This window comes from Thiohalophilus thiocyanatoxydans, from assembly GCF_004366735.1.
GTDB classification, from domain to species: domain Bacteria; phylum Pseudomonadota; class Gammaproteobacteria; order UBA6429; family Thiohalophilaceae; genus Thiohalophilus; species Thiohalophilus thiocyanatoxydans.
Genome location: NZ_SOQX01000003.1, coordinates 129,699 through 150,846, shown reverse-complemented (window position 1 = coordinate 150,846; position 21,148 = coordinate 129,699). Strand labels below are relative to the sequence as shown.

The window sequence follows — 21,148 nt, the reverse complement described above, 5'->3', positions numbered from 1 at the left end:
ACTCAGCCAGGTAGGTCAGGGTGCGCGCAGCGCTCCCTGACACGCCAATACGTTTAAAAAGTCACGCAGGCTATCGCCAGCGTGACCTACAAAACTTTGCACTCAGAACTCAGAACTCAGCACTATTAACTATCGGGTAGATAGATGGCGGTCTGTTCGTAGTGTTCGTCGTCGGCACCGCTGTCGAAGGTGAACTCGTGACTGCCGATGCGAATGACATCGCCGTGTTTGAGCAGCTGGCGAATGATCTTGCTGTCGTTGACGATGGTGCCGTTGGTGCTGCCCAGATCTTCCAGATAAACGTCGTAATAATTTTCCAGATAATCATTGGGCTTCAGAACCAGGCGCGCGTGATGGCCGCTGACCGCCGGATCATCGAGCTGGATCTCATTCCCTCCCTGGCGGCCGATATTCAGCGTCTTCTTGTCAAACTCATAGCTGCTGAGGGTCAGCCCTTCATGTTTGAGTAATAGTTTTGCGGACATAATTAACTGCTCATCCGGTGCTCAGGCTTCCTCGAAACGCATCCGGGTATCGGATACTTCGATGGTGTCACCGGAATTCAGCTGCTGACTTTCCGTCTGCAGAGGTTGTCCATTGATTCGCGGTGGTTGGCTGGCAACACCACTGCCGCTCATCCGCATCAGAAAATAGTTCTGTCCGCGTCGGGCGATGACCGCCATTTGTGAGCCCGGTGTTCCCAGGGTGGTATAGGGCTTGGTCAGCGTCAGCACCTCGCCAGCCTTGCTGCCTGACAGTATTTTAACCACATAATTTTTATGCGATTCGGCGGATTGTGCTGCTGTCGGCCGGGAAGCGGTCGGTGTATCCGCGGAAATAATCACGGTACTTTCAAAATCTTCGGCATTGTCATCAATATATTTGAATTCGTGCCGGCCGATACGGACCACATCACCGTGATTCAACTGTCGTTTGCTGACTTTCTTGCCGTTCAACAATACGCCGTTGGTGCTGTCGAGATCCTCGATATAGACATGTTGCAGCATTAAAAACGCCGCATGCGTACCACTCACAGTCGGATCATCGAGCTGCACGTCGTTGCTGGGTTTACGCCCGACAGTCAGCTTCTCCTTGGTCAGCGGATATTCTTTAACAATTGCGCCGTTATGAGTCAGTATAATTCTTGCCATAATTACCTGTGAACTCCACTCAGGATTAGTCATCTACATGCTGGAGTCGGAAAACGTCTTTTGCAGACAGGCCAGCACCACCGAGATATTGTCCTTACCACCCTTGTCATTTGCAAGTGCGATCAACGCCTCGGCCGCTCCCTCGAGATCACAGCCCTCCGTTTCGGAACGGTACTCTCTGATCAGAGTCATTATCTCATCATCACTGACCAGATCGGTCAAACCATCGGTACACAGAATGTACACATCACCGTACTCGGCCTTTATCTCGGTAACATCCACATCCACGGTGTCGGCAATACCCAGTGCCCGGGTAATCAGATTACGGCTGGCCGACAGTTGCGCGTCTTCCTGGCTCAGGTAGCCATTATCCACCATTTCCTGAACCAGTGAATGATCGTTGGTCAAGCGCTCCAGTTTATCATCACGCAACCGATAACCCCGGGAATCGCCCACATGAGCGGAGATGAGGCGATCATCATAGAACAGGTTCAGGACGATGGTTGTCCCCATACCATAATAAGCAGGATTTTCCCTTGCCTGGCGATTGATCTCGTCATTGGCGTAACAGACAGCCTCGCGCACAGCATCATCCAGAGCAATATTAAGGCTGCCCTGCATGTCCGGATGCAGTACATCATGGAGCACCTCCCGGATACTGTTAACGGCGATTTCACTGGCCACCTCGCCGGCATTATGCCCGCCCATTCCATCGGCCACGATCACCAGGCCCATGTCCTTGTCCCAGGAGATGTGATCTTCGTTATGCTCCCGCATCTTTCCAACATCCGAGATGCCGTAGATGACCAGATTTGTCGAATCACCCAACATTTTTTTTCATCCTAATGCTTTTTGGTCAACCGTTCTCGACAACGGGTCAGCGTCTTGGTCATCTGTGCACCACTCTGGAAGCGACGATCCAGCTCCTTGTGAAGTGCTTTGTTAATTACCTGACTGACACAGGAAGGCAGATCCGGACGGAACATACGAATATCCGGATGCTTTTCGTTGGCTATCTTATACATCAGGCTGGCCAGTGAATCCGCAATAAACGGTAATTCACCGGTCAGCATTTGATACAACATCACTCCCAGGGAAAACAGGTCCGAACGCCCGTCAAGTTTGGCACCGGCCAGCTGTTCCGGCGACATATAGGAAGGACTCCCCAGAATCGTTCCGGTCTTCGTCTTACTGGTATCGGTCAGGCAGGCTACGCCGAAGTCGGTTACCTTGACGACGCCGCTGTCCCGATCGTAGATCATATTGGCCGGTTTGATATCGCGATGAACGACTTTTTCATTGTGTGCATAATCGAGTGCTTCAGCAATCTGTATAATAACATCGAACGTTTCCCGTGCCGGCAGGAGATTGTCCGACTTAGCATAGGCCATCAGGTTTTCACCCTTGAGGTAGTCCATGGCTATATAAGACAGGTCCTGATCTTCGCCAACATCATAAATTGTGACGATGTTGGGGTGATGCAGGCGCCCGGCGGTCTCCGCCTCGCGGAAAAAACGTTCCTTGACATCCACCAGCTTGTCGCCCTCAAACTCCTGGGACAGGCTCATGGTTTTAATCGCAACACTGCGACCAATCTTGGGATCATGTCCCAGATACACCATGCCCATGGCACCCCGACCCAGTTCACTGTCAATCATATAGCGACCAATCATCGGCTTTTGCACACCGGGATTACTGACAATCAATGTGCCGTCGGCAGGGGCGCTGCTCTTGCTATTGCCAATAACAAACTGCTCGGACACCTCGCGGTTATGTTTCAGTCTTTCCTGAACATCGCTGAAACTGGCGTCATGAGACTCAATGTACTTGAATACGGCCACCGCCTTGTTGTATTGCCGCTTACGCTCATAATCCAGGCCCAGGTTGTATAGCTGATTGAGCAAAGGTTCATCCACAATACAATGGCGGTATTTCTCAAACGCCTGATCGAGTTGTCCCTGGGAGTGATACTGCTGCGCCAGCGCCTGATTGGCTCCGGACAATTCCAGATACACATGACGAAGCTGGCCTTGCAGAAATTGTTTCATGGCGAGAACAAGGTGACCGATCAACAGGAGTGCCAGCGGCGTCATCAAGGGTAACCAGGTGGTTTTGGCCAGCATGGCGATAAGATAGCCATTGAACAGACCAATCAGCAGCAACGCGCTCAGAGCTACACCGGTACTCATGCGAAAACGCGGCAGAATAAACATCAGATACAGTCCCATCACGATAATCAGTGACCATTGTGCCCAACTGGCCCAATAGGGGACTTCGAACATATCATCGTTTAACAGGCTGGTAACACTGTGCGCCGTGGCCAGTACCGGTGGCATCGACTCGCCCAGGGGCGTCTGCAGGGAAGCGGCATAGGGTGATCCGGTTAAACCGACCAGAATTGTTTTATTACTAATGCTTTCGCTATCAATTTTGTCTTCCAGCAGATCGAGGATAGAGATTACCTTGATAGGCGGTTTGTCTTCCTTGCCGCGATAAAAACGGGGATAGATGCGCAGTTTATTATCAGCATTAATTCGTTGGTCAGCCAATTCAACACCGTGTTCCAGATGCACGCTGATTTGCGACATACTCAATTGCCGGGTGTGTGTCGCCACCATCAGGGTGAATGAAGGCAGGTAATGTTCCCCGTACCGGAATACCAGCGGCTCGGCCCGCAATGCCGGCTCTTTGCCATTGCCCAGGTTCATAACCCCGGCGCCATTGGCATACTCGGCGAGCATTTCGACAGGCGGGTATATCCGATCGACTGACTGAACCGGCTCGGGCAAGAACCGCTGATACCAGAGCGACTCATCCGGTTTCCCGCTCACGTCGTCCAGCCGGAATTTCTCCTGGTAGTCGGCCAGGACAGGGGTTTCCCGCACGGCGCCATTACGTGCGTAGGGAATGGCCAGGACAACCCGGCCGGCAGAACGCAGGCTATTGGCAAAATCCCGATCGGTCTGCATCTGTTCTTCGGTCTGATTTGCCAGTTCGAGTAACTGACGACTGCCTTCCTGCTTCTCCAGCTCCGCCTTCAGTGCCTGCAGCGATTCCAGACCGACCGCCCGTTGTTCGCTCTCAAAAGGCAGCGCAAAACCGATCACAGCGGGATTCATGGCGGAAAGCTGCCGGGTCGCCCGGGCCAGAAGATCCCGTCTCCAGGGCCAGGGGCCGAATTGTTCAATGGCATCCTGATCGATGGCGATCACAACCACATCCTGGCTGCCGGGCTGGCTGGCGGCGAAACGCGCCCCGAGATCATAGCCGGCATTTTCCAGCGGTCGCGTGATATCTGCCACCCCGGCCAGCAGAAACAGCCCGGCCACGATCAAACCGAGAAACCAGTCTGTTTTCCAGTAGGGTACCTGTTTCACGCTTGCTCCGTGCCTCGGGCTTGTAATATCGGTTTTATGCCCGCCGGGCGGCGACTTGACCGCCGGGACTTGCCACTACGGGTATCGGTAAAAAGAGAATGACATGAGCGCACCCATTAATAAAGAGGGAATCGCCCACTTTGGGAGGTCTGCCGCGCCGGAAGCGGGCAGAAATTAACCGCCCGGCTTCTCCTTGCCGGGCGGATTGCGCAGCTTGATGTGCAATTCGCGCAACTGGGCCTCGCTGACCGGCGACGGCGCCTGGGTCAGCAGACAGCTGGCTGACTGGGTCTTGGGGAAGGCCATCACATCGCGAATCGACTGGGCACCGGTCATCAGCATCACCAGCCGGTCCAGCCCAAAGGCCATGCCGCCGTGGGGCGGGCAGCCGTAATGCAGGGCATCCAGCAGGAAGCCGAACTTCTCCTGCGCCTCACCCTCGCCGATGCCCAGCGCCTTGAACACCCGGCGCTGCACTTCTTCGCGATAGATACGCATGGAGCCACCGCCGATTTCGGTGCCGTTGAGCACCATGTCGAAGGCCCGTGAGCCGCAGTTGCCCGGATCCGATTCGAGCTTGTCGAGATCGGCCTCGTTCGGGGAGGTGAAGGGATGGTGCAGGGAATACCAGCGCTGGCTCCCCTGGTCCCATTCGAACATGGGGAAATCGACCACCCACAGCGGCTGCCAGCCGTGCTCCAGATAACCTTTCTCGTGACCGAGCTTGACCCGCAGCGCGCCGAGCGCCTCATTGACCACCGTGGCCTTGTCGGCGCCGAAGAAGATCAGATCGCCGTTTTCGGCCTCGGTGCGTTGCAGGATCGCCTCGATAGCGTCATCGGGCAGGAACTTGAGAATCGGCGACTGCAAGCCTTCGCGACCGGCGGCGATGTCGTTGATCTTGATATAGGCCAGTCCGCGCGCACCGTAGATACTGACAAAATCAGTATAGTCGTCGATCTCCTTGCGGGTCAGCTCACCGCCTTTGGGTACCCGCAGAGCAGCCACCCGGCCCGCCGGATCATTGGCCGGACCGCTGAAAACCTTGAACTCGACGCCCTGCATCACATCCGCCACATCCACCAGCTCCAGCGGAATGCGCAGATCGGGCTTGTCGGAACCGAAACGGCGAATCGCCTCGGCGTAGGTCATACGCGGGAAAGGATCGTGTAGCGGGATTTCCAGCACATGGGCGAAAACATGCCGCAGCATGCCTTCCATCATCGGCATGATCGCTTCCTCGTCGAGGAACGAGGTCTCGATATCCAGCTGGGTAAATTCGGGCTGGCGGTCGGCGCGCAAGTCCTCGTCGCGAAAACAGCGGACGATCTGGTAATAGCGATCCATGCCGGCGACCATCAGCAGCTGTTTGAACAGCTGCGGGGACTGCGGCAGGGCGAAAAAGGCGCCGTCGTGGGTGCGGCTCGGGACCAGGTAATCGCGCGCCCCTTCGGGGGTCGCCTTGGTCAGCATGGGCGTCTCGATCTCGAGAAAGCCGTTGTCATTCAGGTAATTACGAAACTCGGTAGTGATCTTCGAGCGCAGCTTCATGCGCTGCAGCATTTCCGGGCGGCGCAGATCGACATAGCGATAGCGCAACCGGTGTTCCTCGGCCACGTCCTCGTCATCGAGCTGGAACGGCGGCGTTTCCGAGTGATTGAGAATCTCCAGCTCCAGTCCCAGCACCTCGATCTGGCCGGTCGGCATGTTGGCGTTCTCCGTCCCCTCGGGACGGCGACGCACCCGGCCGGTCACCCGCAACACATATTCGCTGCGAACCTTCTCGGCCAGCATAAACGGTTCGGGATTATCGGGATCGTAGACCACCTGCAACAGCCCTTCGCGATCGCGCAGATCAATAAAGATCACCCCGCCATGGTCACGACGCCGGTGGACCCAGCCGCAAACAGTGACTTGTTGATCGATATGAGATTCGTTGATCTCGCCGCAGTAATGGCTACGCATGAGAGTTCGGGGCCTGTGCTTGGGACAAGGCGGGAATCTTACGGATTGGCGGGGATCTGTGCAACCGGGGAATCGCCCCGGTTGCCCGGACAGAGCGGGTTTCAGGCGCTTTTCTTGCTCTCGCCGCTGCTGCTTTTGCCGCTCTCGCCGGCCAGATTCTTGCGGTTATCCGACTTGAAATCGGTCTCGTACCAGCCGCTACCCTTGAGCCGGAAACCGGAGGCCGAAATCAGTTTTTTCAAAGCCGTTTTGCCACACTCGGGGCACTCGCTCAGAGGCGCCTCGCTCATCTTCTGGATCACTTCCAGAACGTGATCGCACTCTTCACACTGGTATTCGTAAATCGGCATCGTGGAGGTCCTCGTACGCAAGCAAGTTAAAGGTCGGTCCGGGTATTATATAGGCGGCCTGGCACGGATACACCCGCCCGTTATTAAAATAAGGCCGGTTCCGCCAAATTCAAGCACTGCGAGTCAAAGTTGGGATTCCCGGTCGATTGTGCCACAATCCCGTTATTTCAAGCGGTTATGGCATGACACAGACTCCCTCCTCCGACAACAACGGTGACAAGGACCGGCTCAAACTGCGCCGGGTCGCCATCGACACCTATCACGAAAACGTTGCCTATTTGCACCGCAATTGCGAGCTGTATCGCGCCGAGGGCTTTCAGGCTCTGAGCAAGATCGTGATCATGGCCAATGGCCGGCGCATCCACGCCGTGCTGAACGTGGTGGATGACGAGGCCATCGTCGGCACCGAGGAACTGGGACTGGCCGAACAGGCCTTTGCCCAGCTGGACATGCAACAGGGCGAGCCGGCCTGGGTGATCCATGCCGAGCCGGTCGAGTCGATGGATGCGGTGCGCCGCAAGATACGCGGTGAGCGCCTGTTGGCCGAGGATTACCGGGAGATCGCCAGCGACATCGCCGCCAGCCGCTATTCCAAGATGGAGATGGCCGCGTTTCTGGTGGCCTGTACCCAGTCGGGCCTGGATCGCGAGGAGACGCTGTACCTGACCCGGGCCATGGCCGACACGGGTGAACATATGCAGTGGGACGCCCCGCTGGTGGCGGACAAACATTGCATCGGCGGTATCCCCGGCAATCGCACCACCATGCTGATCGTCCCCATCGTGGCCGCCCACGGCCTGCTGATGCCCAAAACCTCCAGCCGCGCCATTACCTCGCCGGCCGGCACCGCCGACACCATGTCGGTGCTGGCCAAGGTCGATCTCAGTCCGCGCAGCATGCACGAGGTAGTCAACAAGACCCGCGCCTGCCTCGCCTGGGGCGGCCGTGCGCATCTGGCCCCGGCCGACGACATCCTGATCTCGGTGGAACGGCCGCTGGGCATCGACTCCGAGTCGCAGATGGTCGCCTCCATCCTGTCCAAGAAACTGGCCGCCGGGGCCACCCATCTGTTGATCGATATCCCGGTGGGCCCCACCGCCAAAGTGCGTCACATGAGCCAGGCGCTGCGCCTGCGCAAACTGTTCGAGTACATCGGCGATCGCATCGGCGTCCATCTGGAGGTGGTGATCAGCGACGGCAGCCAGCCTATCGGTTGCGGCATAGGCCCCATGCTCGAAGCCCGCGATGTCATGCAGATCCTCGAAGGCGATCCCGACGCCCCCAACGACCTGCGCCAGAAGTCTCTGCGCCTGGCCGGGCGGATACTGGAGTTCGACCCCGACGTGCGCGGCGGCCAGGGCTATGGCATCGCCCGCGACATCCTCGAGGACGGCCGCGCCCTGCGCAAGATGCAGGAGATCATCGCCGCCCAGGGCAAGATCGACTACGCCTTTATCGCCGGTCCGCTCAATATCGAGATCCCCGCCGATGACGATGGCGTGGTCACCGCCATCGACAATTTCAAGCTGGCCAAAATCGCCAGCCTGGCCGGCGCGCCAATGGAGCGGGCCGCCGGGGTGGATCTGCTCAAAAAACTGGGCGAGCCGGTGACCCGGGGCGAACCGCTGTATCGTATCCATGCCGCGTTCAGTGCCGACTTCAATTTCGCCCGCCATCTGGCCGAGCAGGACAGTGGCTACCGGATCGGTCACCCGGATGAGATCAGCCACAGCTACATGGAAATCTGACCCGATGGCGATCCACTCATGACCCTCCTGCTCGGTTTTCCCGACGAAGCGGCACCGGCACAACGCCTGGCGGCAGCGTTGCAGCTCGAGTACGCCCCCATCGAGGTGCACCGTTTCCCCGATGGCGAAAACCGCCTTACCCTGCCGCCGGCACTGCCGCCGACCGTGGTGCTCTATCGCAGTCTGGATCATCCCGATGCCAAACTCGTGGAACTGCTGCTGGCGACCCGCGCTGCCCGGGAGCTGGGCGCCGAGCGAATTATCCTGGTTTCGCCCTATCTCTGTTACATGCGTCAGGACAAAGCTTTTCATCCCGGTGAGGCCGTCAGTCAGCGGATCATCGGCCGCTTTCTGGCCGACCTGGTCGACGCGGTGATCACCGTCGACGCCCATCTGCACCGCATAGCCCGCCTGGACGAGGCGATCCCCCTGCCCCAGGCACACAATCTCAGTGCCGCACCGCTGCTGGGACGCTTTTTGCTCGAGCAGACCCGCGAAGTGCTGATGCTGGGTCCCGACGAGGAGTCTCGCCAGTGGGTCGAACAGGTGGCCCGGCAGGGCGATTTTGACTTTGGCGTCGCCGACAAGGTGCGCCGCGGCGATCGGCAGGTGGCCATTCGCCTGCCCGATCGCGAGTACCGGCAACGCCATGTCGTGCTGGTGGATGACATGATCAGTAGCGGCCACACCCTGGCGGTCACCGCCAGGCAGTTGTACAACGCCGGGACCCAACGGGTCGATGCTCTCTGCACCCATGCGTTATATGACGATAACGCGGCGAAGCTTTTAAAAGAGGCAGGGATTGAAACGATCTGGAGCGCGGACAGCGTCCACCACCCGAGCAACGCCGTGCAACTGGCCCCACTGCTGGCAGCAGCTGTCAGGAAGATGCTGAACTAGGTTATGCGTTCACCCGGCAATTATCTGCTGCTGTTTTTTGTCGCCCTGGTAGTGATCCTCTTCATCCAGATCCAGATCTTCTCGCTGGTGTTGAGCAAGCTCGGCCTGTCGCCCCACTCGGCCGCGCTGTTACTGATCACCACCCTGATTGGCAGTGCCGTCAACCTGCCGCTGGCCCGGATCAAGGCCGAGAAACCGCCCGAACCACCACCACAAATGCCCCGTTACTGGCCGTTCAAACTGCCGCCGTTTACCGGCTATACCGTCATTGCCATCAATGTGGGCGGGGCGCTGGTGCCGCTCCTGTTCTCGCTCTATCTGTTTCTCAATCAATCCCTGCCGCTGCCCACCGTGCTGCTGGCCATCGGCATCGTCAGTGCGATCAGTTACGGCTTCAGCCGGCCCATTGCCGGACTGGGCGTCGGCATGCCGATCTTCATCGCCCCGCTGACCGCCGCGATCACCGCTCTGCTGCTGGCCCCGGAACAGAGCCCGCCGCTGGCCTATATCTGCGGCACCCTCGGCGTGCTGATCGGCGCCGACCTGCTGCGCCTCAAAGACATTCCCAAACTCGGCGCGCCCATCGCCTCCATCGGCGGCGCGGGGACCTTCGACGGGATATTCTTCACCGGCATCATCGCCGTGCTGCTGGCGTAAAAAGATCAAAACGCAGAGGCGCGGAGGCGCAGAGAACGCAAAGAAGAGATTAACCACGAAGACACCAAGACACGAAGAAAAAAATTATTAAAGATAGAGCCCGTTACAAGATTTCTGGTGTTAATTGATTATCACTTCATATGAATAAAAACTCTGCGGTCCTTTGCACCCAAACAACGGGCATAAACGTCTTTGCGCCTCTGCGTTAAAGTTCTTTGTCACTAACGGCTACGACATCAGATTATGAATAAAGACAGGAAAAACATTCTGATCACCGGCTGCTCATCCGGGATTGGCCTGTGCGTGGCGCGGGGGTTGCGGGAGCGCGGTTACCGGGTATTTGCCACGGCGCGACGCGAGGCGGATGTGGCGAAGCTGAACGAGGAAGGCCTGGAGGGTTTGAGACTGGATCTGGATGATTCGGCTTCGATCAACGCCGCGGTGGACGAGGTGCTGCAACGCACCGGCGGCACGTTGTACGCCCTGTTCAACAACGGCGCCTACGGTCAGGCCGGGGCCGTGGAGGATCTGCGCCGCGACGTGCTGCGCCGGCAGTTTGAGACCAACCTGTTCGGCTGGCATGAACTGACCTGTCGGGTACTGCCGGTGATGCGTCGCCAGGGTTACGGGCGCATTATCCAGAACAGCTCCATTCTGGGGCTGATCGCCCTGCCGTTTCGCGGCGCCTATAACGCCAGCAAATACGCCCTGGAAGGCTTGTCCGACACCCTGCGCCTGGAACTACGCGACACCGACATTCATATCTCACTCATTGAACCCGGCCCGATCGAAAGCCGCTTTCGCGCCAACTCCTTTGCCGCCTACCAGCAGCACATCGACCGCGACAACAGCCCGTTCCGGGATCACTACCTGGCCATGGAACAGCGGCTGACCAAGGAAGGCCCCGCCGTGCCCTTCACCCTGCCGCCGGAGGCAGTTTTAAAACGCGTCATCCACGCGCTGGAAAGCCGCCGGCCCAGACCGCGCTATTACGTCACCTTCCCCACCTACCTGTTCGGCACCCTCAAACGCTTCCTCTCCACCCGCCTGCTGGACAAACTACTCGCGCGTATATAGCTGGCTCTCTGGGATAAAACGCAGAGGGCGCGGAGTCGCGGAGCCGCAGAGAAAACTATTTTATTATCATAAGTCTGTCAGACGATCGTGATAATCATCACGGAAGCCTGGTTTTATAAAGATCTTCTCCGCGTCTTTGCGGCTCCGCGCCCTCTGCGTTATTTTCCACGAACACCTCTAGTATTCACGTTCGGATGCCGACACCCTTGTTGAGCAGGTAGAGGCAGAACAGGTAGAGGACGACGACGAAGCCGGTGATGATCAGCAGTGCCACCCGGATGTCGATGTCGGAGACGCCAAGCATGCCGTAGCGCATGGCATTGATCATGTAGAGGATGGGATTGACCAGCGAGACGTTCTGCCAGAACTGCGGCAGCATGTCGATGGAATAGAAAATCCCGCCCAGGTAGGTCAGCGGCGTCAGTACGAAGGTGGGAATGATGGAGATATCATCGAAGCTTTTGGCATACACGGCGTTGACGAAGCCGCCCAGGGCAAACAGCAGCGAGGTCATGAGCACCACGTAGAGGGTTACCAGAATATGATGCAGCTGCGGCTCGGCGAAGATCAGGGAGACTGCGGTGACAGCCAGCCCCACTATCAGGCCGCGCGCCATGCCCCCGGCGGCATAGCCCAGCACAATGAGGTAGTTGGGCATGGGCGAGATCAGCATCTCCTCCACGTGACGCTGGAACTTGGCGCCATAAAAGGATGAGACGACATTGGCGTAGGAGTTGTTGATGATCGCCATCAGGATGATCCCGGGGACGATGTATTCCATGTAGGTCAGGCCACCGATATCCGACAGCTGTGAACCGATCAGGTTACCGAAGATAATAAAATAAAGCCCGGTGGTGATCGCCGCCGGCAACACCGTCTGGATCCAGATGCGGATAAACCGCAGGAATTCCTTGGTCAGGATTGTGCTAAAGGCGACGTATTGCTGCGACAGCTTCATGCGTTGTCCTCCTCGACCATGCGCACGAACAACTCTTCCAGTCGATTGGTCTTGTTACGCATACTGAGCACATGCAGCCCCTGGCGACTCAATGCCTCGAACAGCTGATTGAGGCTCTGCGCCTTGCTGATATCCACGCTGAGCGTGCGCTTGTCGAGCATGGTCAGATTATAGCCTTCGACCTGGGGCACCGTATCGATGGTCTCGCCCAGATCCAGTACGAAAGTTTCCACGTGCAGCTTCATCAGCAGTGATTTCATCTCGGTGTGCTCGACCGCCTCGCCGTGATTGATGATGGCGATATGCCGGCACAGCTGCTCGGCCTCTTCCAGGTAATGGGTGGTCAGGATGATCGTGGTTCCCTGGGCGTTGATCTTGCTGAGGAATTTCCACATGGAGCGGCGGATCTCGATATCCACCCCGGCAGTCGGTTCATCGAGAATCAGCAGTCGAGGTTCGTGCACCAGCGCGCGCGCGATCATCAGGCGCCGCTTCATCCCGCCGGACAACTCCCGCGCCATGACGTGGCGCTTGTCCCACAACTCCAGCTGGCGCAGATAGGTTTCCGCGCGCTCACGGGCCAGCTTGCGATCGATACCGTAATAGCCGGCCTGGTTGATAACAATCTCTCCTACCGGCTCAAACTGGTTGAAGTTGAACTCCTGCGGCACCAGACCGATACAGCTCTTGGCCGCCTCCAGATCACGGTCGATATCGTGACCGAACACTTCGACGCTCCCGGCGGTTTTGTTGATCAGCGAACAGATAATCCCGATGGTGGTGGACTTGCCCGCGCCATTGGGGCCCAGCAGGGCGAAGAAATCCCCCTCGCGCACATCCAGATCGACCCCCTTGAGGGCCTGCACCCCGCCGCGATAGGTCTTGGTCAACCCCCGAATAGTCAGCGCGTTGGACATAAACTCACTTGAAAAACCGAACCGGCGGGTATTGTAACAAAAGACATCCACCAATAGACAGGCGCCTTGCTACACCAAAAAATTCATGGTTATCCAGGTGGAGTTTTTCAACGCGGAGCACGCAGAGGCGCGGAGTCGCAGAGGAAAATAATTAGCAGGTTTAAATTTTAAATGAGACGCAGCGTCGCAATTCAAAATTTAACATTCAACATTAAAAATCATATCTCTGCGCCTCCGCGAACTCTGCGTTATTCATACCAGAGCAGGAAAAGAGGATCAGATCAGCGATTCGTCCTGAATGACGGACGGCAGGTCGATGTCGCATTCGTCGTTGTGGAGAATTTTACGGATTTCCAGTTTCTGTTTACCGTCACGCCAGCGCGGATGAGCCAGGTTGATCAGTTTGGGTTTGACATAGCGCTCGCCCTTGCTGTTGATCACCAGCAGCACGATGGGTCGCAGACGGCTTTTTTCACTGGCGGAAACCACCACACCGATCTGCCCCAGATTGAGTTGCACCATACTGCCGACGGGATAGATACCCAGGCATTTGATGAACTGCTCGACCAGATCCTGCTCGAAATCCTCGCTGATCCACTCGTACATGTTCTTTAATGCCGCGTAGGGCGCGATACCATCGTGATAGCAACGATCGCTGGTAATGGCATCGTATACGTCAACAATGGAGACGATCTTGGTCATGCGGTTAACCCGTTCGCCCATCAGGCCGTGCGGATAACCCTTGCCACTGATCCGTTCATGGTGATGCAGAACGACATCGAGTGACTCCCGGGGAATATCCCCTCTGGACACCAGCAATTCATGGCCTTTCGATGCATGGGTCTTGATAATTTCGAACTCTTCCGGTGTCAGGCGACCCGGCTTGTTGAGGATCTCCAGTGGGACACGCATCTTGCCGATGTCATGCAACAGCGCGCCCAGCCCCATCAGTTCCAGTTCTTCCTTGTTCATCCCCAGATAACGGCCGAAGGTCACCGCCAGAATACAGGTATTCATACAGTGGGTGACGGTATATTCATCGCGGTGTTTGAGATGCGACAGCCAGACCATCGCGTTGGGGCTGTGGGTGATGCTTTCGGTGATCTCGGTGACCAGATCACGCGCCGTGGCGGTATCGAGGCTGTTACCCAGCCGCACATCATCCATCAGGGTTTCGATATAACTTTTGGCCCGACTGTGAACCGGCCGGGCTTCCTGCAGTGTCTCCTGAAAATCCTGCTCCTCGCGCTCGGCTTCCTGTTCCGCTTGCTGTTTCGCCGCGGTGGCTACCGCCGATGGCGGCCGACTGGCCAGACTTTCCAGCTCGGAGAGCACCGAATCATGGGAACGTTCGGTATCGACATACACATGGGCACAGCAACGATTGAGCTCGGCCAGCTCCTCGTCATCGGAAATCAGCACGCCCTCGAGCAAAAACGAGGTTTGTGCCCAATCGCAATCCAGGTCGCTAACAAACATCCCTTCCTTGAGACTGGCGACATCAAGTTTAACCTTCATCGCTTGCCCTGTTTGCACATCTGTCAGGGAATCAGTCTGTCTCAATCCAGCCAGCGGCGCGCGTTACGGAACAACCGCAGCCAGGGACCCTCTTCGCCCCACGCATCAGGATGCCATGAATACTGGAGGCTGCGAAATACACGCTCCGGATGCGGCATCATGATGGTGAAGCGCCCATCCATGGTCGTCAGGCCGGTAATCCCTTCAGGAGAACCATTGGGATTGTAGGGATACCGTTCGGTGGCTTCACCGTAATTATTAATATAGCGCAAGCTCACCAATTGTTCAGTCTGCAGCCGCCGTGCGGCATCCGGAATATCGAAGCGGGCCTGCCCCTCGCCGTGGGCCACGGCAATCGGCAGCCGGGAACCGGCCATCCCGGCCAGCAGGATCGAGGGTGATTCGAGGACTTCGACCTGCGCCAGGCGCGCCTCGAACTGCTCGGAGCGGTTGCGTACAAAACGCGGCCAGTGGCCGGCGCCGGGAATCAGATCCCGCAGATGGGAGAGCATCTGGCAGCCGTTACACACCCCCAGCCCGAAACTGTCCGGGCGGGTGAAAAACGCCTCGAACTCGTCGCGGGCGCGCGGATTATACAGAATCGAGCTGGCCCAGCCGCCACCGGCACCCAGCACGTCACCGTAGGAAAAGCCTCCACAGGCGACCAGCCCGGAAAAATCGTTGAGCGACACCTGCCCGCTGATGACATCGCTCATGTGCACATCCACCGCCGCAAAACCGGCGCGATCGAACGCCGCGGCCATCTCGATCTGGCCGTTCACACCCTGCTCGCGCAGCACGGCAATCCGCGGACGCTGGCCGAGGTTGAGATACGGCGCGGCAACGTCCTCCTGCGGATCGAAACTGCAATGGGGTGACAGGCCCGGATCGGTTTCATCCAGCAGGTTATCGTACTCTTCGCGGGCGCACTCGGGATTGTCGCGCAGCGCCTGCATGCGGTAGCTGGTTTCACTCCAGATACGGCGCCAGTGGGTGCGTGTCCCGTCCAGTACCGTCTCACCGTGATGTTCGAAAACCAGTCGATCATCCTCGCGCAGGCTGCCGATCACATGGCTGTAATGGCCCAGACCGGCCTCATGTAACGCCTCCTGCACCGCTGCCAGTTCACTGTCTTGCACCTGAATCACCGCCCCCAGCTCCTCGCTGAACAGGCTGGCGACGGCGTCCTCGCCCAGCTCGTCGAGCCGGATCTGCAGGCCGGTGCGGCCGGCAAAGGCCATTTCGCAGAGGCTCGCAAACAGCCCGCCATCGGCGCGATCGTGGTAGGCCAGCAGTCGACCCTGCTCGTTAAGCGATTGAATAACATTGAAAAAGTGTTTCAGCGCCAGGGGATCGTCAAGATCCGCCGGGTGCTGGCCCAGCTGCTTGTAGACCTGGGTCAGGCAGGAGCCACCAAGCCGGTTGGCCCCCTTGCCCAGATCGATCAGAATCAGCCGGGTTGCCCCCCGGTCGCTGCGCAGCTGCGGTGTCAGGGTGCGGCCCGCGTCGCTCACCGGCGCGAAGGCCGAAACGATCAACGACAGCGGTGCGGTCACCGAGCGGGTTTCGCCGCCTTCCTGCCAGACGCTTTTCATCGACATGGAGTCCTTGCCCACGGGAATGGTGATCCCCAGTGCCGGACACAGCTCCATGCCCACCGCCTGCACCGCATCAAAGAGACCGGCATCCTCGCCGGGATGGCCGGCCGCGGCCATCCAGTTGGCCGACAGTACGACCCGTGACAGGTCCGGTACCGGGGCGGCCGCCAGGTTGGTGAGCGCTTCCCCGACGGCCAGCCGGGCCGAGGCGGCGTGGTGCAGCAACGCCACCGGCGTACGCTCGCCCATCGCCATCGCCTCACCGGCGCAGGTATCGTAACTGGCGGCAGTCACCGCCACGTCAGCCACCGGTACCTGCCAGGGTCCGACCATCTGATCCCGGGCCACCAGGCCGGTAATGGTGCGATCGCCGATGGTAATCAAAAAGCTCTTGTCAGCCACCGTCGGCAGGGCCAGCACCCGTTCGGCGGCCTCCGCCAGATCCACGCTGGCGGTGTCGAAGCCGGGTTTACTAAACGGGGCATGATGAACGTCGCGCAGCATCTTGGGCGGCTTGCCCAGCAACACTTCCAGCGGCATATCGATGGGCGTGTTGTCGAAATGCCCATCACCCACGACCAGGCGGCGCTCCTCGGTCGCCTCGCCGACCACCGCCCAGGGGCAGCGTTCCCGCTGGCAGATCTCGGCAAACCGCGCCATATCTTCGGGCCCCACAGCCAGCACATAGCGCTCCTGGGCTTCATTGCACCAGATCGCCAGGGGTGACATGCCCGGGTCGTCGTTGGGCACGGCACGCAGCTCGAAACGCCCGCCGCGCCCACTGTCGTTGACCAGCTCCGGCAGGGCATTGGAGAGGCCGCCGGCGCCCACATCGTGAATACTGATGACGGGATTGGCCTCGCCCAGCTGCCAGCAGCGATCGATCACCTCCTGGGCACGACGCTCCATCTCCGGATTGCCCCGCTGCACCGAGGCAAAGTCGAGATCCTCCAGGCTCTCCCCGGTGGCCATGGACGAGGCCGCCCCGCCCCCCAGGCCGATCAGCATGGCCGGGCCACCGAGTACCACGATCTGCGCCCCGGGCGGGATGTCATTCTTGGCAACGTGATCGTCGCGGATATTCCCCAGCCCGCCGGCCAGCATGATCGGCTTGTGATACCCGCGGACCTCTTCGCCCTGCGGGCCCGGTACCCGCTCCTCATAGGTCCGAAAATAACCGCACAGGTTGGGCCGGCCGAATTCGTTATTGAAGGCCGCCGCGCCGATGGGCGCCTCGAGCATGATGTCCAGCGCCGAGACGATCCGTCCCGGCTTGCCGTAATCGGTCTCCCACGGCCGGGGGCAGTCGGGCAGGCGCAGATTGGAGACCGAATAGCCGCACAGCCCGGCCTTGGGTTTTGAACCCCGACCGGTCGCCCCCTCGTCGCGGATCTCACCGCCGGCCCCGGTGGCGGAACCGGGAAACGGGGCAATCGCGGTGGGATGGTTGTGGGTCTCGACCTTCATCAGGATATGGATGTCCTGGGCATGATAGGCGTACTCGCGCGTACCGGACCCGGGATAAAAGCGCCGGCCCCCATGGCCTTCGATCACCGCCGAGTTGTCACTGTAGGCGGAGAGAATGCCGTCGCTATGCTGCTGGTAGGTGTTGCGAATCATCCCGAACAGGGAGTTGTCGCGGGGCTGGCCGTCGATGATCCAGTCGGCATTGAAAATCTTGTGCCGGCAATGTTCCGAATTGGCCTGGGCAAACATCATCAGTTCCACGTCGCTGGGGTTGCGTCCCAGCGACTGGAAATTCTCCACCAGGTAATCGATTTCATCCCCGGCCAGTGCCAGGCCCAGCTCGGTATTGGCCCGCTGCAAGGCATCGCCTCCGCCACCGAGCACATCGACCTCGGTCAGCGGCGCCGGATCGGGATGACGGAACAGCCGTTGAGCTTCACCGGTATCGCGGAACACCGCCTCGGTCATACGGTCGTGCAGCGCCGCACCCAGGCGCCGGGCCTGTTGCGCGCTCAGTTCGTTACCGTCGCCAAGCGTCAGGGTATAGAGAATGCCGCGCTCGATCCGTTGCACGTTTTGCAGACCGCAATTGTGCGCAATATCGGTCGCCTTGCTCGACCACGGGGAGATAGTGCCGGGACGGGGGATGACGAGAAAGTCATGGCCCTGCAAGGGCCGCGCGGGCGGTTCGGCATAAGCGAGCAGGTTCTCGAGGCGCTGGCGTTGTTCGGCCTCCAGTTGCGGCTCAGTTTCGACAAAGTGCAAATAGATCGCCTGCAAATCCGCTACTTCAGGCACCTCGATGCGCAGAGCGGCCAGACATTTTTCCAGACGAAAGGACGACAGGGCCGAGCCACCTCGGAGTTGCAACATGCGCGGAATCCCGGATTTGATTGGCATTGATGGTAAACACGGATCATACACGATCTCCGAGCCGGGGAGCGAGTGACGCGGAAGCCGCCTTGCAACGCAACAACTAAACCGCAAACTCAGTTATTACACCGGGCAAGTCCCGGTTCAGGAGTACCGAAGCTTGCGACAGTCGGGGTATACTGCCGGTTTTGGCAATATAACCGGGGTCAGCATACAGCATGGGTCAGACACTGAAAGTTTTGCATGTTTTTCAAGGCACGGATGTGGGCGAGCGCCACCAGTTGCTCAGAACCAAAGCCCGGGGCATCGATGTCATCGTGGTGTGTCGAAGCGGGGCAAAATTCCAGGATGACATGCAGGCCGCGGGGATTCCGGTTCACCATCTGGACATTCGCAAGCGGATCGATCCCGAGGCCATTGCGCGCCTGCGGCAACTGGTGCTGGCCGAGCAACCCGAGATTGTCCATACCTATACCAAAACCGCCCTCTCCAATACGATCCGGGCAATCCGGGATCTGCCGCCCAGGCTGGTTGCCTACCGCGGCATCGTCGGCAATCTGCACTGGCTGAACCCCTCCTCGCGTAGCAGTTTCCTGCATCCCCGGGTCGATCGCATCATCTGCGTCTGCGAGGCAATTCGCCAGGATCTGTTGCACAACCGCTTCCTGGGCTGGCGAATTCCGCCGGAGAAAGTGGTCACCGTGCACAAGGGGCACGAGACCGACTGGTGGCCTCACGAGAACGTCCCTGACGATTTCACCGAATTCGGGATTCCCGCCGACGCGACGGTGATCGGTTGCGTCGCCCAAATGCGCAAGCGCAAGGGCATTCCGGTGCTGATCGAAGCACTGGAGAGACTCGAAAACCGGGCTGTTCACCTGGTCCTGATCGGCAAGGTCGCCGACAGAGCCATTGCCAGACAGGTTGCGCGCAGCCCGGCGGCCGGGCGCATCCATTTTCTCGGCTGGCGCGCCGATGCGGCCAGTCTGACCGGGGCACTCGATGTTTTCGTGCTGCCCTCCCTGCGGCGCGAGGGGCTGCCCCGCACCGTGATCGAGGCGATGAGTCAACAAGTGCCGGCGGTCGTGACCGACTCCGGCGGCAGTCCGGAATTGGTCGAGGAAGGGATCAGTGGCCGCATCGTTGCCTCGGGTGATCCGGGCGCACTGGCCAATGCGCTGAACGAACTGCTTCGCGACCCTGAACGGCGCAAGCAGATGGGCATTGCCGCGGAAGAGCGCATCCGGACCACGTTCAACCCGGATATCACCGTCGCCAGAACCCTGGCAGTCTACTCGGATCTGTTAGGCCGGGATGTCACGGGCAAAAGCGAGTAACTACTCCGCCAATGACAGGGACCCGATAGCCAGACCCTGGAATCCGGCCCTACCATTGCGAGGCACCCCGTAACTCCTGCATCACCTCGTTGAGGTGACCTTCGCTCCCATCGAACAGGCAAACCACGTTGCCCACGCTGCAGACCGTGTAACGCGCGCCGCGGACCACCCAGCCGCCGGGCGGCGTCCAGCCGCGGATACCGGTAAACATGGAGAGTTGGTCGGCATTACCCTGCACCAGGCGCTTGTAGTTATGCGCAAAGTGGGCAAGATTAGCCTGTTCCTCCTGTCCCCCCATCCCATAGCCTTCCACCAGCTCGCCATCATCGCGAAAATGCGCAACGGCCATCACACCATCAAGGATCATGATCTGTTTAATCAAGTGGCCTCCTCAGGCTTCCAGCGCCGCGTAAGCTGCTTCATAATCGGTATTGTCATTTGGCATAATCACGCCGGCCTCTTCATTGGCGATGACAGTCCAGTCAAAACCGATCAGTGAAAAGCCCTTGACCGGGTAAAACCCGCCGGAACCGGTCACGTTCTCCCAGCCCCGCGCCTGCATGGTGGCAATCGAGGTATTGGCGACACAGACATGCGCCACCAGATCGAGAATGGCGTCAGTCATTTCGCTGTCCGCGCTGATACGCGACTCCTGCAGCTCCCCTTTGCTACTGAAATTGAATGCGGCAACCGCGCCATCGAGGTTGATCAGTTTATCCAGATCGGCCATTGGTCACTCCTTAAAGACTGATTGGTTTATTATTATGTAGCCGGTCATACCAGCATTGTTTCAGAACTCTCCACATGCTCGCGCAGATAGGCCATGATGTCGTTCAACGAACCATTGGCGTTATCGATAAAGCAGAACACATTGGCCATCACGCAAACCGTCATCTTGTCACCCCGCACCACCCAGCCCCGCGCCGGCGCGCAGCCGCAATCGGCTTTGAGATGTTTGAGCATGTCCGTTTCCATGTGCACGGCCATGGTAGTGGCGCGGCACATGATCGAGGCCATGCGTGCGGTTTCGTAATCGAGCTGCCCGTCGTAGGTAAATCGATCGCCCCGGTAGGTATACTCGCCTGCTGCGATGACGCCCGGTGTCGCCACCAGATCGGATATGACGCTCATGCAGTCCCCTCTTTGTGTTTTATAGTTATGTTGCCGCTGGCAAGTTGCGGCTGATTGCCATTGCTTGATTCAGATCAATGACAACCGTTTCTTAAGTAATAACAGACCTGACAAAGAATGCCAT

Annotated in this window: 18 protein-coding genes; 5 read left to right on the top strand and 13 right to left on the bottom strand. The window is 58.7% G+C overall.

Annotation, left to right across the window (positions count from 1 at the left end; all coding sequences use genetic code 11):
• Positions 1-125: 125 nt before the first annotated feature.
• The 6 genes from EDC23_RS07605 to EDC23_RS07580 all read right to left on the bottom strand — a co-directional run bounded on the left by EDC23_RS07605 (position 126) and on the right by EDC23_RS07580 (position 6,843).
• On the bottom strand, positions 126-485 hold the full coding sequence (locus tag EDC23_RS07605) for an FHA domain-containing protein (RefSeq protein WP_134082980.1): 360 nt from the start codon (positions 483-485) through the stop codon (positions 126-128).
• A 21-nt stretch (positions 486-506) separates the two neighbouring features.
• A complete protein-coding gene (locus tag EDC23_RS07600) occupies positions 507-1,151 on the bottom strand; it encodes an FHA domain-containing protein (RefSeq protein WP_166668805.1) in 645 nt (214 codons plus the stop codon).
• Between the two features lie 33 nt (positions 1,152-1,184).
• Positions 1,185-1,982 (bottom strand): Stp1/IreP family PP2C-type Ser/Thr phosphatase, encoded by a 798-nt coding sequence (locus EDC23_RS07595; protein ID WP_134082974.1) that lies wholly within the window; start codon positions 1,980-1,982, stop codon positions 1,185-1,187.
• A gap of 11 nt (positions 1,983-1,993) precedes the next feature.
• Positions 1,994-4,528 (bottom strand): serine/threonine-protein kinase, encoded by a 2,535-nt coding sequence (locus EDC23_RS07590; protein WP_134082971.1) that lies wholly within the window; start codon positions 4,526-4,528, stop codon positions 1,994-1,996.
• Positions 4,529-4,702: 174 nt separating this feature from the next.
• Positions 4,703-6,493, bottom strand: a complete 1,791-nt coding sequence (gene aspS / locus EDC23_RS07585) for an aspartate--tRNA ligase (RefSeq protein ID WP_134082967.1) — start codon at positions 6,491-6,493, stop codon at positions 4,703-4,705.
• Positions 6,494-6,594: 101 nt separating this feature from the next.
• Complete coding sequence (locus EDC23_RS07580; protein ID WP_134082964.1) at positions 6,595-6,843, bottom strand: FmdB family zinc ribbon protein; 249 nt, start codon at positions 6,841-6,843, stop codon at positions 6,595-6,597.
• Between the two features lie 182 nt (positions 6,844-7,025).
• Between EDC23_RS07580 and EDC23_RS07575 the strand changes: the two genes are divergently transcribed.
• The 4 genes from EDC23_RS07575 to EDC23_RS07560 all read left to right on the top strand — a co-directional run bounded on the left by EDC23_RS07575 (position 7,026) and on the right by EDC23_RS07560 (position 11,225).
• Positions 7,026-8,591 (top strand): thymidine phosphorylase family protein, encoded by a 1,566-nt coding sequence (locus tag EDC23_RS07575; protein ID WP_134082961.1) that lies wholly within the window; start codon positions 7,026-7,028, stop codon positions 8,589-8,591.
• A gap of 18 nt (positions 8,592-8,609) precedes the next feature.
• Entirely contained in the window at positions 8,610-9,491 is an 882-nt protein-coding gene (locus EDC23_RS07570) for a ribose-phosphate diphosphokinase (RefSeq protein ID WP_134082958.1), read from the top strand.
• 3 nt (positions 9,492-9,494) lie between these two features.
• Positions 9,495-10,148, top strand: a complete 654-nt coding sequence (locus EDC23_RS07565; protein WP_134082955.1) for a DUF1614 domain-containing protein — start codon at positions 9,495-9,497, stop codon at positions 10,146-10,148.
• A 243-nt stretch (positions 10,149-10,391) separates the two neighbouring features.
• Complete coding sequence (locus EDC23_RS07560; protein WP_134082952.1) at positions 10,392-11,225, top strand: SDR family oxidoreductase; 834 nt, start codon at positions 10,392-10,394, stop codon at positions 11,223-11,225.
• Positions 11,226-11,409: 184 nt separating this feature from the next.
• Here the strand turns inward: EDC23_RS07560 and EDC23_RS07555 are convergent, their stop codons facing one another.
• The 4 genes from EDC23_RS07555 to purL all read right to left on the bottom strand — a co-directional run bounded on the left by EDC23_RS07555 (position 11,410) and on the right by purL (position 18,556).
• Entirely contained in the window at positions 11,410-12,183 is a 774-nt protein-coding gene (locus EDC23_RS07555) for an ABC transporter permease (RefSeq protein ID WP_134082949.1), read from the bottom strand.
• Positions 12,180-13,100, bottom strand: a complete 921-nt coding sequence (locus EDC23_RS07550; RefSeq protein ID WP_134082946.1) for an ABC transporter ATP-binding protein — start codon at positions 13,098-13,100, stop codon at positions 12,180-12,182. The genes EDC23_RS07555 and EDC23_RS07550 overlap by 4 nt, the downstream gene beginning before the upstream one ends.
• 276 nt (positions 13,101-13,376) lie before the next feature.
• Entirely contained in the window at positions 13,377-14,618 is a 1,242-nt protein-coding gene (locus EDC23_RS07545; protein WP_134082943.1) for an HD-GYP domain-containing protein, read from the bottom strand.
• Between the two features lie 41 nt (positions 14,619-14,659).
• Positions 14,660-18,556, bottom strand: coding sequence for a phosphoribosylformylglycinamidine synthase (gene purL, locus EDC23_RS07540; RefSeq protein ID WP_134082940.1), 3,897 nt, complete (start codon positions 18,554-18,556; stop codon positions 14,660-14,662).
• Between the two features lie 218 nt (positions 18,557-18,774).
• On the opposite strand from purL, the gene EDC23_RS07535 reads away from it, so the two are divergent.
• Entirely contained in the window at positions 18,775-19,893 is a 1,119-nt protein-coding gene (locus tag EDC23_RS07535) for a glycosyltransferase (protein WP_134082937.1), read from the top strand.
• A gap of 49 nt (positions 19,894-19,942) precedes the next feature.
• Here EDC23_RS07535 and EDC23_RS07530 read toward each other — a convergent pair whose 3' ends face one another.
• The 3 genes from EDC23_RS07530 to EDC23_RS07520 are packed head-to-tail and all read right to left on the bottom strand — an operon-like array spanning position 19,943 to position 21,024.
• Positions 19,943-20,275, bottom strand: a complete 333-nt coding sequence (locus EDC23_RS07530; protein WP_134082934.1) for a DUF2173 family protein — start codon at positions 20,273-20,275, stop codon at positions 19,943-19,945.
• A 9-nt stretch (positions 20,276-20,284) separates the two neighbouring features.
• Positions 20,285-20,623 carry a DUF2173 family protein gene (locus EDC23_RS07525; protein WP_166668804.1) on the bottom strand — a complete coding sequence of 113 codons (339 nt, stop codon included), beginning with the start codon at positions 20,621-20,623 and terminating at the stop codon, positions 20,285-20,287.
• Between the two features lie 44 nt (positions 20,624-20,667).
• Complete coding sequence (locus EDC23_RS07520; RefSeq protein WP_134082931.1) at positions 20,668-21,024, bottom strand: DUF2173 family protein; 357 nt, start codon at positions 21,022-21,024, stop codon at positions 20,668-20,670.
• Between the last annotated feature and the right edge of the window lie 124 nt (positions 21,025-21,148).

What these genes read in the sequence shown, in the direction of transcription:
- EDC23_RS07600 (WP_166668805.1), bottom strand. Translation starts at nt 1,151, where the DNA reads ATGGCAAGAATTATACTGACTCATAACGGCGCAATTGTTAAAGAATAT.
- EDC23_RS07580 (WP_134082964.1), bottom strand. Translation starts at nt 6,843, where the DNA reads ATGCCGATTTACGAATACCAGTGTGAAGAGTGCGATCACGTTCTGGAA.
- EDC23_RS07570 (WP_134082958.1), top strand. Translation starts at nt 8,610, where the DNA reads ATGACCCTCCTGCTCGGTTTTCCCGACGAAGCGGCACCGGCACAACGC.
- EDC23_RS07595 (WP_134082974.1), bottom strand. Translation starts at nt 1,982, where the DNA reads ATGTTGGGTGATTCGACAAATCTGGTCATCTACGGCATCTCGGATGTT.
- EDC23_RS07525 (WP_166668804.1), bottom strand. Translation starts at nt 20,623, where the DNA reads ATGGCCGATCTGGATAAACTGATCAACCTCGATGGCGCGGTTGCCGCA.
- EDC23_RS07575 (WP_134082961.1), top strand. Translation starts at nt 7,026, where the DNA reads ATGACACAGACTCCCTCCTCCGACAACAACGGTGACAAGGACCGGCTC.
- EDC23_RS07520 (WP_134082931.1), bottom strand. Translation starts at nt 21,024, where the DNA reads ATGAGCGTCATATCCGATCTGGTGGCGACACCGGGCGTCATCGCAGCA.
- aspS (WP_134082967.1), bottom strand. Translation starts at nt 6,493, where the DNA reads ATGCGTAGCCATTACTGCGGCGAGATCAACGAATCTCATATCGATCAA.
- EDC23_RS07565 (WP_134082955.1), top strand. Translation starts at nt 9,495, where the DNA reads ATGCGTTCACCCGGCAATTATCTGCTGCTGTTTTTTGTCGCCCTGGTA.
- EDC23_RS07605 (WP_134082980.1), bottom strand. Translation starts at nt 485, where the DNA reads ATGTCCGCAAAACTATTACTCAAACATGAAGGGCTGACCCTCAGCAGC.
- EDC23_RS07550 (WP_134082946.1), bottom strand. Translation starts at nt 13,100, where the DNA reads ATGTCCAACGCGCTGACTATTCGGGGGTTGACCAAGACCTATCGCGGC.
- EDC23_RS07535 (WP_134082937.1), top strand. Translation starts at nt 18,775, where the DNA reads ATGGGTCAGACACTGAAAGTTTTGCATGTTTTTCAAGGCACGGATGTG.
- EDC23_RS07560 (WP_134082952.1), top strand. Translation starts at nt 10,392, where the DNA reads ATGAATAAAGACAGGAAAAACATTCTGATCACCGGCTGCTCATCCGGG.
- EDC23_RS07555 (WP_134082949.1), bottom strand. Translation starts at nt 12,183, where the DNA reads ATGAAGCTGTCGCAGCAATACGTCGCCTTTAGCACAATCCTGACCAAG.
- purL (WP_134082940.1), bottom strand. Translation starts at nt 18,556, where the DNA reads ATGTTGCAACTCCGAGGTGGCTCGGCCCTGTCGTCCTTTCGTCTGGAA.
- EDC23_RS07545 (WP_134082943.1), bottom strand. Translation starts at nt 14,618, where the DNA reads ATGAAGGTTAAACTTGATGTCGCCAGTCTCAAGGAAGGGATGTTTGTT.